This window comes from Pseudomonas sp., assembly GCF_026224925.1.
In the GTDB taxonomy this organism is placed as follows: domain Bacteria; phylum Pseudomonadota; class Gammaproteobacteria; order Pseudomonadales; family Pseudomonadaceae; genus Aquipseudomonas.
The window spans coordinates 1-12787 of sequence record NZ_JAMFRV010000274.1; the positions used below are offsets into that span (position 1 = coordinate 1).

14 protein-coding genes and 1 pseudogene are annotated in these 12787 nt (G+C 57.4%); 10 read left to right on the forward strand and 5 right to left on the reverse strand.

The genetic code is table 11. The features are described from left to right. Together M0974_RS11935 and M0974_RS11940 are read right to left on the reverse strand one after the other, a co-directional pair. Window positions 1-745, reverse strand: a 745-nt coding sequence (locus M0974_RS11935; RefSeq protein ID WP_297836468.1) for a LytTR family DNA-binding domain-containing protein, incomplete at its 3' end; no start/stop codon positions are given. Then, window positions 742-1824, reverse strand: coding sequence for a sensor histidine kinase (locus M0974_RS11940; protein WP_297836490.1), 1083 nt, complete (start codon window positions 1822-1824; stop codon window positions 742-744). The genes M0974_RS11935 and M0974_RS11940, both read right to left, overlap by 4 nt. A gap of 141 nt (window positions 1825-1965) precedes the next feature. Here M0974_RS11940 and argH point away from each other — a divergent pair, with 141 nt between their 5' ends. The 4 genes from argH (at window position 1966) to M0974_RS11960 (ending at window position 7280) form a co-directional block, all read left to right on the forward strand. Beyond that, complete coding sequence (argH, locus tag M0974_RS11945; protein WP_297836470.1) at window positions 1966-3360, forward strand: argininosuccinate lyase; 1395 nt, start codon at window positions 1966-1968, stop codon at window positions 3358-3360. A gap of 129 nt (window positions 3361-3489) precedes the next feature. Continuing rightward, window positions 3490-3777: a hypothetical protein gene (locus tag M0974_RS11950; RefSeq protein WP_297836472.1), complete on the forward strand. Its 288-nt coding sequence runs from the start codon at window positions 3490-3492 to the stop codon at window positions 3775-3777. A 209-nt stretch (window positions 3778-3986) separates the two neighbouring features. Further along, window positions 3987-4232, forward strand: coding sequence for a TIGR02647 family protein (locus tag M0974_RS11955; protein ID WP_297836474.1), 246 nt, complete (start codon window positions 3987-3989; stop codon window positions 4230-4232). A 198-nt stretch (window positions 4233-4430) separates the two neighbouring features. Continuing rightward, on the forward strand, window positions 4431-7280 hold the full coding sequence (locus M0974_RS11960; protein ID WP_297836476.1) for a class I adenylate cyclase: 2850 nt from the start codon (window positions 4431-4433) through the stop codon (window positions 7278-7280). A 25-nt stretch (window positions 7281-7305) separates the two neighbouring features. Here the strand turns inward: M0974_RS11960 and rnk are convergent, their stop codons facing one another. From rnk to cyaY, 3 genes are all read right to left on the reverse strand, one after another. Next, entirely contained in the window at window positions 7306-7716 is a 411-nt protein-coding gene (rnk, locus tag M0974_RS11965) for a nucleoside diphosphate kinase regulator (protein WP_297836478.1), read from the reverse strand. A 137-nt stretch (window positions 7717-7853) separates the two neighbouring features. Then, complete coding sequence (locus tag M0974_RS11970) at window positions 7854-8117, reverse strand: DUF1289 domain-containing protein (protein ID WP_297836480.1); 264 nt, start codon at window positions 8115-8117, stop codon at window positions 7854-7856. 2 nt (window positions 8118-8119) lie between these two features. Further along, window positions 8120-8452: an iron donor protein CyaY gene (cyaY, locus tag M0974_RS11975; RefSeq protein ID WP_297836481.1), complete on the reverse strand. Its 333-nt coding sequence runs from the start codon at window positions 8450-8452 to the stop codon at window positions 8120-8122. 239 nt (window positions 8453-8691) lie between these two features. Between cyaY and M0974_RS11980 the strand changes: the two genes are divergently transcribed. From M0974_RS11980 to M0974_RS12005, 6 genes and pseudogenes are all read left to right on the forward strand, one after another. Further along, the gene (locus tag M0974_RS11980) at window positions 8692-8853 is read left to right on the forward strand and encodes a lipoprotein (RefSeq protein WP_297836482.1); all 162 of its coding nucleotides are present in this window, start codon (window positions 8692-8694) and stop codon (window positions 8851-8853) included. 9 nt (window positions 8854-8862) lie between these two features. Then, window positions 8863-10110: a diaminopimelate decarboxylase gene (lysA, locus tag M0974_RS11985; RefSeq protein WP_297836483.1), complete on the forward strand. Its 1248-nt coding sequence runs from the start codon at window positions 8863-8865 to the stop codon at window positions 10108-10110. A 3-nt stretch (window positions 10111-10113) separates the two neighbouring features. Continuing rightward, window positions 10114-10944, forward strand: a complete 831-nt coding sequence (dapF, locus tag M0974_RS11990) for a diaminopimelate epimerase (RefSeq protein ID WP_297836485.1) — start codon at window positions 10114-10116, stop codon at window positions 10942-10944. A 13-nt stretch (window positions 10945-10957) separates the two neighbouring features. Next, on the forward strand, window positions 10958-11695 hold the full coding sequence (locus M0974_RS11995) for a DUF484 family protein (RefSeq protein WP_297836486.1): 738 nt from the start codon (window positions 10958-10960) through the stop codon (window positions 11693-11695). A 1-nt stretch (window position 11696) separates the two neighbouring features. Further along, entirely contained in the window at window positions 11697-12599 is a 903-nt protein-coding gene (xerC, locus tag M0974_RS12000; protein ID WP_297836488.1) for a tyrosine recombinase XerC, read from the forward strand. After that, a pseudogene (locus M0974_RS12005) lies at window positions 12589-12787 on the forward strand (HAD family hydrolase); the annotation flags it as partial. The gene xerC and the pseudogene M0974_RS12005, both read left to right, overlap by 11 nt.

Here is a 12787-nt window from a genome sequence, read left to right on the forward strand (position 1 = left end):
ACAGGTGCTGCATCATCTTGCGCACACCCGCCACATGGCGCCGACTGACAATCAAAGCGTCGCCGTTAAGCCCTCGGAGGAACAACTGAAAATGCCCCAGCGGCGTGCGTTGCAGGCGCTCGATGCGATCGCGCGCAACCAGTGCGTTGCGGTGAATACGTACGAAGCGATCACCGAACTCATCCTCTAGCGCTTTGAGCGGCTCATCCAGCAGCACTTCGCCGCCCTCATGGCGTAAGGTCACGTACTTGTGATCCGCAATAAAAAAGATCACTTGATTCAGCGGTATCAGCTCGATGCCCTTGCGGGTTCGCGCACTGATATGGCTACGCGGGCCACTGCCGGTTTCAGCCGCAGGCCGGGTCATGGCCGCCAGTTGAACCCGATTCGGGCGCTCGGCTTTTTTCAAGGCTTCGAGCAAATGCTCGGCTCGTACCGGTTTGACCAGATAACCCACAGCACTGACCTGAAACGCTTCCAGAGCAAATTCATCGTGGGCCGTGCAAAAAACCACCGCGGGCGGCGTCTCGCGTTCGCACAGTTTGGCGGCGACCTGCAGGCCGTCCAAACCCGGCATGCGGATATCGAGTAGCACCACATCCGGTTTAAGGCTATCAATCAGCGCCAAGGCTTCTTCGCCATTGGTAGCGCTGGGCTCAAGGACTCTGTAGCCCTCGATTTCACTGACCAAGCGACTTAGTCGTTCACGGGCCAGCGGTTCGTCATCAACGATCAGGACATTCATATTGCTTTGGCTTCCTGCGTGAGTCTCGCACAAGGATAGCGTAGACAGGTGAAGTGACGACCGTCACGGCGCTCCACGCTCAGACTGGCGCGCGGACCAAAAAGTGCCGCAATTCGCGCACCAATGTTCACCAGTGCCTGATGAGTGCCGTTGGAAGTCTGCCTTTTGGCTACTTCGTCATAGGGATTGCTGACACACAATACGAACTCCCCCTTCTCATAGGTTGCCTCGACCCGAACTACACCGCCTTCAACCCTCGGCGCTATGCCGTAGAGCAAGGCGTTTTCAAGTAATGGTTGTAAGGTTAGCTGTGGAATTGGCAAGTCGTCCGGAATTGCACTCACCACCCAATCCAACTGTAGACGCTCGCCAAGACGATATTGCTCAATTGATAAATATCGTTTTGCCAATTCAAGTTCGTCACGCCATGTCACAAGGTTTCCGGGCTTGGCGAGGCTCGCACGAAACAAATCGGAAAGGTCCAGCACTGCCTGTTCTGCCTTGACCGGGTCGCTGGCGACCAAGCTGGCAATACTGTTAAGCGTGTTGAAGAGGAAGTGTGGCCGGATCCGCGCCTGTAACGATTCGATCCTGGCTCGCAATTCCGCCTGCTGCTGTTTGCGCCACTGACTCTGTAGATAAAAATAGCGCAACATCAGTGCCGACATGATCAACGCAATCAGCGAATAGCGAAAATACCTTTCTACCATTACTCCGACCGTTGCCGGACGCGCCAGTTCGCAATAGTCGGTCACCGCCGTGCACATCATCGTCAATCCCACCACCAGCAGGCAGCACAAAATACCCGCAACGCCCGCAGGCAACTTTGCCAACCAAGGGCGCAGCCCACATAACAACGCCGCTGAAAGCAAGACAATCCATTGCACGAAAAGCGACATCAGTGCGAGGCGCACCCAGTTAAAGCCCGTGACCATGGGTTCGACCAGCACGAGAACTATCACCAAAAGCTCAGCCAGAACCACCAACACTAACAATGCCTGGGGCACGCACAGCTCGGGTAGGAAGAATTCTTTTTCGGGCACTGGCGCTGCACCCGTTTTCAACCGGTCATTTCGCATTACGTCAGTCTCGGCGACGCGGGACCAAGCGGCAAGCGGCTCAAGAATAAAAAGCTGCAACCCTGCTATTATCGCCAGCGCCGTCTCAACCTCGGCTACTCCCTATTTTTAACACCTGACAGCAGAATAACGAGCGAACCCATGAGCACCGACAAGACCAATCAGTCCTGGGGCGGCCGCTTCAGTGAACCCGTCGACGCGTTCGTCGCCCGCTTCACCGCCTCCGTCACTTTCGATCAACGCCTGTATCGCCACGACATTATGGGCTCCATCGCCCATGCAACGATGCTGGCCCATGTCGGCGTTTTGACCGACGCAGAACGCGACGCTATCGTCGACGGGCTGAATAACATCCAGACCGAAATCGAGGCCGGCAACTTCGACTGGCGCATCGATCTGGAAGATGTGCACATGAACATCGAAGCGCGCCTGACTGATCGCATCGGCGTTACCGGTAAAAAACTGCACACCGGCCGCAGCCGTAACGACCAAGTTGCGACCGATATTCGCCTGTGGTTACGTGATGAAATCGACTTGATCCTGGCTGAGATCACTCGCCTGCAAAAAGGCCTGCTGGGCCAAGCCGAGCGCGAAGCCGAAACCATCATGCCTGGCTTCACGCACCTGCAAACCGCCCAACCGGTGACGTTCGGTCACCACATGCTGGCGTGGTTCGAAATGCTCAGCCGCGATTACGAACGTCTGGTCGACTGCCGCAAGCGCCTCAATCGCCTGCCGTTGGGCAGCGCCGCACTGGCCGGCACCACATACCCGATTGATCGTGAACTGGTGTGCAAGCTGTTGGGTTTTGACGCCGTCGGCGGCAACTCGCTAGACAGCGTGTCTGATCGCGATTTCGCGATTGAGTTTTGCTCGGCAGCCAGCGTGGCGATGATGCACTTGTCGCGCTTCTCCGAAGAACTGGTGCTGTGGACCAGCGCACAATTCCAGTTCATTGACCTGCCAGATCGTTTTTGCACCGGCAGTTCGATCATGCCGCAAAAGAAAAACCCTGACGTGCCAGAACTGGTACGCGGTAAAAGTGGCCGGGTGTTCGGCGCCTTGATGGGCCTGCTAACCTTGATGAAGGGCCAGCCTCTGGCCTACAACAAGGACAATCAGGAAGACAAAGAGCCGCTGTTCGACGCTGCTGACACCTTGCGCGACTCACTGCGTGCCTTTGCGGACATGATCCCGGCGATCAAACCCAAGCATGCGGTTATGCGTGAAGCGGCGCTGCGTGGGTTCTCAACCGCCACTGATCTCGCCGATTACCTGGTACGCCGCGGCCTGCCATTTCGCGACTGCCACGAAATCGTTGGCCATGCCGTGAAATATGGCGTGGAAAGCGGGAAAGACTTGGCTGAGATGAGCCTCGAAGAGTTGCGTAAATTCAGCGATCAAATCGATCAGGACGTGTTCGCCGTACTGACCCTTGAAGGCTCGGTGAACGCACGCAACCATATTGGCGGCACTGCGCCGGCGCAAGTCAAGGCGGCAGTAGTGCGCGGCGAAACGCTGCTGGCCTCCCGCTGAGTAACCCTGTAGGAGCCAACGTGTTGGCGAAGGCCCTTGGCGGCATGCCTGATACCGTCTCGCCAACAAGTTGGCTCCCACAGATGATTGTGTTGCCCGTACATTCGTAATTTATTTCAGGAAATCAGCATGACTGACAAAAACGACATCATTGACGACGACGAAGAAGAATTCGCTGAATCCACCTTGATTCAAGCCATCGAAAACCAGATTGAAAGCGAAAATCCACCGGCCGCCAAAGCGACATTCAACAAGCTCACGTTGGTGGGTTACGAACGCGAAGAGATCCTGCAGTTGATGGCCCATGTGCTCGCGGTCGAGATTGACGCGTTGCTGGAAGACGACCGCCCGTTCAATACAGAGTGGTACGAACAGGCACTGCGTGCGCTTCCGACCCTGCCGCCAGAAACCAAATGACAGCCGGCTAAAGATCTCCTGCAAAAACTCTGGCGTGTGGCTACACTGCAAAAGCCCCCGCTGCCGTAACACCTCCGGGGCTGTCGCGCCAAGCCGGCTTTATGGGTCCTAAAGAACTCAATAAGCGCAGAACAACTCGTTCCTGTGCCTTGACTCAAGACAGACTCACACACCAGCGAAGCGTATTACTGGAAAAGTCTGGAGTGCCTATGTCGTATACCCCTGAGTTGGTTGCCGAACTGGAAATCCTTGCACTGTTCAATCTGGGCAACACCCTTGAAGGACTCAAAGTTCATCACATAGCAGCTCCCAAAGCGATTGCAGCCGCGCAACGCTTGTTCGATAAAGGGCTAATCACCCAGTTTGATGGTGGCTACCTGACCAGTTTGGGCCTGGAAGCGGCCAAGCATGCCCAATCACTGCTGACCATTCTCAACGTCACCGAAGCTGCCTGAAAAACCATGCCGGGCTCGCGGGAATCCTCCATCCGGACAGGTCTCGCGAGCCATTCTTTCGGCCTTCATCTTTCGCAAACGCTGCCGATAAAGTAGTGGAGTGGCTTCAACAAAAGACACGCGTCGATGCGTCTGATTTAGCTGTACGTTGCTCGCCGTCCTCATTTTACTTTTCGAGCCCTCCGCCGGTTAGCTGCGATGACGCGTACCTTTGAAATTCGCCCCGACCTGGATGACGGCATCGACCGTAAGGTTCTCAACCAGCTTCGAAACCGCTTTCTAGCCGTCAACGATGGACGGCTGGGCCGCGCCATGGAAGGTCTGTCGACCCGCCAACAAGCTGTTTTGACGCTGCTGCCGTTGTTCTTCCACGTCAACCATCCATTGTTGCCGGGCTATACTTCCGGTAGCACGCCAGCCGGGGTTTCTGGCTATGATCCAGACGCTCAAGCATTGGCCGAAGCCCAGCGGCTGACCCGATCTTTTTCCTACAAGCAGCGCCACGGTAATCCGCCGCAACCGATCCACGGCCTATTCCTGATGGGCAGCCTTGGCACCTTGGCTCAAGCTGAGCAAAGCGATATGGATGTCTGGGTCTGCCATGACTCGGAACTAGGCTCTGAAGCCATCGCTGAATTGCGCAAAAAATGCCAGGCACTCGAAACGTGGGCCTTAAGCCAAGGCGCCGAAGCGCATTTCTTCCTGATAGACCCTAAGCGTTTCGTACTCGGCGAGCGCGATGCGCAACTGAGTTCAGAAGACTGCGGCACTACCCAGCACTATCTGTTGCTGGACGAATTTTACCGCACCGCTGTCTGGTTGGCGGGACGTACGCCGCTGTGGTGGCTAGTGCCCGTCTACGAAGAACAGCGTTACAACGAATACACCCACACGCTGATATCCAAGCGTTTCATCCGCGCCGACGAGACTCTTGACCTTGGCCACCTGGCGCACATTCCGCCCGGAGAGTTCATCGGGGCAGGGCTTTGGCAGTTGTTTAAAGGCATCGAGTCACCGTACAAGTCGGTGCTAAAGCTTTTACTGACCGAGGTTTACGCCAGCGAACAGCCGCACGTGCAGTGTTTGAGCCTGCGCTTCAAGCAAGCGGTGTTTGCCAATGCCCTTGATCTTGATGAGCTTGACCCCTACATGATGGTTTACCGGCGCATAGAGGAATACCTCAAGGCACGGGGCGAGCCCGAGCGCCTGGAACTGGTGCGGCGCAGTCTGTACCTGAAGGTCAACAAAAAGCTCACGGGCTCGCCGCGCCAACGCACCACTAGTTGGCAGCGCTTGCTGCTGGTGCGTTTGGCCAAGGAATGGAATTGGGACGACCGGCAATTAGCGCTACTGGACAGCCGCAGCCAGTGGAAAGTCCGCCAAGTGGCCACTGAGCGCCGGGCGCTGGTGAACGAGCTGAATTACAGCTATCGCTTTCTCACTGAGTTCGCCCGCACGCAAAAAGCCGTCAGTTTGATCAACAAACGCGACTTGAACGTCTTGGGCCGACGCCTGTACGCAGCGTTCGAACGTAAGGCTGGCAAGGTTGAGTTCATTAATCCGGGAATCGCTCCGGATTTGGCCGAAGACACGCTGACTCTTGTGCAATCACCCAACAAACGCGAGCCGGGGAAAACCCAGTGGGGGCTGTACAACGGCAGCCTGGGTGCGCAGGAATGGGAACATTTCTCACCGGTCAAGCGCAGTCGGGAGTTGCTCGAACTGCTGGCCTGGTGTCACCGCAACAATGTGATTGATCACACCACGCGCCTGGCGCTGCACCCCGGCAGCAGCGATTTGACCGAGTTTGAGCTGTTCAACCTGATGGGCAGCCTGCAACAGGCCATTCCCCTGCCACTTGGCGCCGTCAGCGAACAGCGCCTACTGCGTCCCAGCGCACCGAGCGAAGTGTTGTTACTGGTCAATGTTGGCGTCGATCCGCTCAAGCATCATCGGGATCTGAATATTCTGATGACCACCGAGCGCACGGACTCGCTGAGCTACGCCGGGGTTCGCGAAAACCTGGTATTGACCTTCGACCAGATCACGCTCAATAGCTGGAACGAAATACTGGTGAGCCGGTATGACGGACCCCATGCGCTGCTCGACTGCTTGAGCAATTTCCTCAGCAACTTGCCAGATGACGCAGAACAGCCGCGAGTACGCGTGCGCTGCTTCTGCCATAACCGCGCGCCCGCCATCGCTCAGCGTGTGGAAGAGTTGGTGAAAACCGCGCAGTTGCTGCTGGCCCGGCGCTTGAATCATCGTTACCTGATCCAGGTTCAGCAGCAGTACCACGTACTGGAAATGGTCCCGGGCCAGATCAACCATGTGCCGCTGCCCAGCCTTCGCGCACTGATGGATTATTTGAGCGAAGAACTGCCACATTACAGCCCGCTGCATCTGGACCCGCATGCCCTGAACGACCATGACCTGGCGATGATCCTGCCCCACGGCCAGCCAGAATGTATTCAGGTGTTCTACCGCATCAGCCAACCCCACGCTGATCTGTATGTGCTCGATGAACACAATGCGCTTTGGCATCAGCGCTTGCCGTACTTCGACGAGCCAAGCCTTTTGTTACCGCTGCAACGCTTTTTCCAGTCGTTGGTGTATCGACGAAGCGCCCTGCTACCTCTGGACAATCCGTTGAAGCCGCTGGCGCTGGAGACGCTGTACTACCAGATCTTGCCCTCAGGGCAGAGTCGCGCCCGGCGCATCGAACCGCGCTCGGCACCTGCGACACCTGTGGATAAACCGTTCTATGACGTGCAAGCGATCATTGAGGAGGCGGCGCCGGGCCAGGTCAGCGTTACCCTGTATTGCAACCAGCGTGAGTTTTCCGAGTTGGAATACGGTGAGCAGTTATTCGCCGTCGTCGCGCAACAAATTCTGCAACAACGCAGCGAAGGCCAGCGCTACCGCTGCTACATCACTGACTTGGACCTCTCCGGCCTGCTGGGCGACGCGCGCGGACAGAGCATTCTGTTTTTGCGCTACAAAGCCGACCTGGAGAAGTCATTGAACAGCGCAATGGACGTGGCCTGACAGGCAAACCGCGCCGCCTGCTTGCCTAAACGTCGTACTCGCCCGCAGCTTCGGGTTGGTATTCCACCGCCAGCAAGGTCAACTTGAGGGTTTTGCCGCCCGGCGCGGGCCAGGCGATGTGTTGCCCGACCTGCAGGCCCAGCAATGCACACCCAACGGGCGCCAATACGGACACAGTACCGTCGGCACCTGCGTCTTGCGGATAGACCAACTTCAGGTGGTAATCCTTGCCGCTGCTTTCTTCGCGGCAATGCACACGCGAATTCATGGTCACCAGACCAGCCGGTACCTCTTCGTGGCCTACCACTTGATCGGCACGATCCAGTTCGGTTTGAAGGGCCTCAATACCTGGCGTTGCATCATCCAGGCTGGCGATCAAGCGCTCAAGACGCTGTACGTCGAGGCGGGTGAGGATAATCGAAGGTGCTTTATTCATGGTCCCGGGAATCTCCCTTGGTTATTCGCTACAAATGCAAAACCCCGCGTATAAAGGCGGGGTTTTGATGGGCCTCGGACAAAAGAGGTATGTCCGGACACTACCATAGCAGCACGAATATACAAGCCGACAGGCTATTAGCCAATCAGGATCTGTGCGGACTCAATGTCCAGTTTGCGCTGTGCAGCGGTTGCACAAATTTGTCGACGGCGGTCGTCGTCAGCCGCTCGCCACTCGCGAATGTCCTCCACGTGACGCCAGCAGCCGCGGCACACCTTCTGCTCATCAAGACGGCAGATGCTGATGCAGGGTGAAGGCACTGCGGGGCTGACGTTGCTAAACAGCGGCTTAGCCGGCTTGACCGGCGCGGGGCGGTTCGCGGTGACTAGAGTATCGGTCACGATCAGATCTCGTCGAAATCCAGCTCAACACCACCTTGTTCCTGGCAAAGGCGATGAAGCATTTCACTGAGCAGCTCTTCGCTGGTGTCGTGGGCCCAGCGCTTCTCTTCTTCGTCGTAGTCAAAATGGAAACCACCTGACTTCGCTGCCAACCACAGCTGACGCAGAGGCTCTTGGCGGCTGAAGATGAGCTGGGTACCATTTTCGAACTTCACGGTCAGCACACCTGCGGAGTTTTCCAGGTCGAGATCCAAACCGCTCTCATCAAAGATATCTTCCAGCGCTTGCTGGGTGGCATCGACCAGATCGTGAAAGCGGGCTTCAGTCAAACTCATTACGGGAACCTCAAAAAGTGTCTACCAACGGCGCAGCGACGCAAGATACGGTCGCTTTAAGACAAATGCAAAGCATACCCGCCCAATAGCAGGCAGCAATGCCCATAAGCGCGACCCAGCCGGTGCAATCGCCAGGACCTTGTTCGAAGCCCCGTCGGACGGGTCGTACGCTACATAGGCAAGGCGCTGGGTGGTCGGTATACTCGGGCGCAATTAATGCTTTTACAAAGGATTTCGCCATGAAGCGCCTGATCTCTTCCCTTGCTGCGCTCCTCGCGGTTGCTTGTCTCGTCTCTGCCTGTGGTCAAAAAGGGCCGCTTTATATGCCCGATGACAGCCAAAACCCTGACGACCAAGCCAAATCGTCGCAATCAAGCTCGCACAAGCACTCTACTAACTAGGGAACACCCATGGACGCCTTCAACTACCGCGACGGTGAGCTGTTCGCGGAGGGTGTAGCGTTGTCTGCCATTGCCGAACGTTTTGGCACGCCGACCTACGTTTACTCCCGCGCGCATATCGAAGCGCAATACACCGCATACACCGATGCTTTGAGCGGCATGCCTCACCTTGTGTGCTTCGCGGTAAAAGCCAACTCAAACTTGGGTGTACTCAATGTCCTGGCGCGCCTTGGCGCTGGTTTCGACATTGTTTCCATTGGCGAGTTGGAGCGTGTGCTGGCCGCCGGTGGCAGCCCAGACAAAATCGTGTTCTCCGGCGTCGGCAAAACCCGCCAGGACATGCGTCGCGCACTGCAAGTCGGCGTTCATTGCTTCAACGTGGAATCCACTGACGAACTCGAACGCCTGCAAGTCGTTGCTGCAGAGCTGGGCGTCCGCGCGCCTATCTCGTTGCGCGTCAACCCGGACGTCGATGCGGGCACCCACCCGTACATCTCCACTGGCCTCAAAGAAAACAAGTTCGGCATCGCTATTGCTGATGCCGAGGACGTTTACATCCGCGCCGCACAGCTGCCAAACCTTGAAGTGATCGGTGTCGATTGCCATATCGGTTCGCAACTGACCAGCCTGCCACCCTTCATCGACGCACTGGATCGCCTGCTGGCGTTGATTGACCGTCTCGGCGAGTGCGGCATTCATTTGCACCACGTTGATCTCGGCGGCGGTCTGGGTGTTCGCTACCGTGACGAAGAGCCGCCGTTGGCCAGCGAATACATTGCCGCCGTACGCCAGCGTATGGACGGTCGCGACTTGGCGCTGGTGTTCGAACCCGGTCGCTTTATCGTTGCCAACGCCGGCGTGCTGCTGACCCAGGTCGAATACCTCAAGCACACTGAGCACAAAGATTTCGCCATCGTCGATGCCGCAATGAACGATTTGATCCGTCCAGCGCTGTATCAAGCCTGGATGAACGTCACGGCGGTTCGCCCGCGTGATACTCAGCCGCGCACCTACGACATCGTAGGGCCTATTTGCGAAACCGGTGACTTCCTGGCCAAGGGCCGCGAATTAGCGCTGGCCGAAGGTGACTTGCTTGCCGTGCATTCGGCAGGCGCGTACGGTTTTGTCATGAGTTCAAACTACAACACCCGTGGCCGTACCGCTGAAGTACTGGTCGATGGCAACGAAGCGTTTGAAGTGCGTCGTCGCGAAACCGTGGCAGAGCTGTTTGCTGGCGAAAGCCTGCTGCCGGAGTAACCCATGCTGCTGCGTTTTACCAAGATGCATGGCCTAGGCAACGACTTCATGGTTTTAGACCTTGTCAGTCAACACGCGCACATTCTGCCCAAGCACGCCAAACAATGGGGTGATCGCCACACCGGGATCGGCTTCGATCAGCTATTGCTGGTCGAAGCACCGAGCAACCCAGAGGTGGATTTTCGCTACCGAATCTTTAATTCCGACGGTTCCGAGGTCGAACAGTGCGGCAACGGCGCTCGCTGCTTTGCGCGCTTTGTGCTGGATAAACGCCTGACCGCCAAACGGCAGATTCGCGTTGAAACCAAAAGCGGGATCATTGAACTGGATATCCGCAGCGACGGACAGATCAGCGTCGATATGGGCCCGCCACGGCTGGTCCCGGAGCAGATCCCGTTTGACGCTTCAGAGCAGGCGCTGAGCTACGCGGTTGAAGTCGATGGTCAAATCATCGACCTTGCCGCAGTATCAATGGGAAATCCTCACGCTGTTTTGCGTGTCGAAGACATCAACAACGCCCCCGTGCATGTGCTCGGGCCAAAGCTTGAACATCACCCGCGCTTCCCTGCGCGAGTCAATGTCGGCTTCTTGCACGTTGTCGATCGCCAACGCGCGCAATTGCGTGTCTGGGAACGCGGTGCAGGGGAAACCCAGGCCTGCGGAACCGGCGCTTGCGCAGCAGCGGTGGCGGCCATTAGTCAGGGATGGATGGACTCGCCCCTGTTGATCGACCTGCCGGGCGGGCGGCTGTCCATTGAATGGGAAGGCCCTGGCCACTCCGTGAAAATGACCGGCCCGGCCGTGCGGGTTTACGAAGGACAAGTTCGTCTATGAGTGAGCAAATACGATGACCGATCAACCTCAGGTTTCAGCCGAAAAGCCCAGCGAAGCATCTGCCGATCAAGCAGCGCCCACCCCTGAAGCAGAGGCGATCGCCGCGTATTTGCTTAAACATCCGGAGTTCTTCGTCGAGCACGAAGAGCTGCTAACCACGCTTCGTATTCCGCATCAACGTGGTGACACCGTGTCGCTGGTCGAGCGTCAGCTCAAGCTGTTGCGTGACCGCAACATCGAAATGCGCCACCGCCTCTCCCAGCTTATGGACGTCGCCCGGGACAATGACCGGCTGTTCGACAAAACCCGTCGCCTGATGCTCGCGTTAATCGACGCCAGCAGCCTGGAAGAGGTGGTCATCGCCGTCGAAGACAGCCTGCGCCAAGAGTTTCAGGTGCCCTTTGTCAGCCTGATTCTGTTCAGCGAAAAACCGTTGCCGGTCGGACGCTGGGTCAGTACAGAAGACGCGCAGAAAGCCATCGGCGGCCTGATTTCGGACGAAAAGATTGTGTGCGGCGTTCTGCGAGAGCACGAGTTGGCGTTTTTGTATGGCGCCGAACAAGGCGAACACGTCGGCTCCAGCGCCGTCGTAGCCCTGACTCACCAAGGGCTGCACGGCGTACTGGCGATCGGCAGCCGTGATCCGCAGTATTACAAAAGTTCGGTCGGCACCCTGTTTCTCAGCTACATCGCTGAAGTATTGGGCCGCGTACTGCCGCGCTTTACTCAGTCGTCACGCCCGGTCTACTAACATGGAACGGCAGCTGGACGCTTACTGCACGCATCTGCGCAGCGAGCGTCAGGTGTCGCCGCATACCTTGGAAGCCTACCGCCGAGACTTGAACAAGGTGCTGGCCTTCTGCGAGAAGCAAAACCTCAGCAGTTGGTCGGCGCTGGACATCCAGCACCTGCGCAGCCTGATCGCCCGCTTGCACCAGCAAGGGCAATCCTCTCGCAGCCTGGCGCGCCTGCTGTCAGCGGTTCGCGGGCTTTATCACTACCTGAATCGCGAAGGCCTGTGCAATCACGACCCGGCCAATGGCTTGTCACCGCCCAAAGGCGAGCGCCGCCTGCCTAAAACCCTTGATGCAGACCGCGCCCTGCAATTGCTCGACGGTGCCGTCGAGGATGATTTCCTCGCCCGCCGCGATCAGGCGATTCTTGAGCTGTTCTACTCTTCTGGGCTGCGACTTTCAGAGCTTACCGGGCTCAATCTCGAACAGCTTGATTTGAGTGACGGTCTGATTCAAGTTCTCGGTAAAGGCAGCAAGACCCGTGTGCTGCCGGTAGGCAAAAAAGCCCGCGAAGCCCTGGAAATCTGGTTGCCGCTACGGGCTCTGGCGAACCCGCAAGACGACGCAGTGTTCATCAGCCAGCAAGGACGGCGCCTGGGCCCTCGTGCGATTCAGGTGCGGGTAAAAGCCGCCGGCGTACGTGAACTTGGGCAGAACCTGCATCCCCACATGCTTCGCCACTCGTTCGCCAGCCATTTGCTCGAATCTTCCCAGGATTTGCGTGCGGTTCAGGAGTTACTCGGCCATGCCGACATCGCCACCACGCAGATCTATACGCACCTGGACTTTCAGCATTTAGCCACGGTGTACGACAGCGCCCATCCTCGGGCCAAACGCGTAAAGGGCACTGATCATGATTAAGCTGATTACCTTCGACCTCGACGACACATTGTGGGACACCGCCCCGGTGATCATCAGCGCCGAAGCCGTGCTGCGAGAATGGCTAGCAGAACACGCACCAAATTTGGGCCCCGTGCCAGTCGAACACTTGTGGGCGATTCGCACGCGCTTGGTCGAGGCCGATCCGTCGTTTAAGCACCGGATCAGTG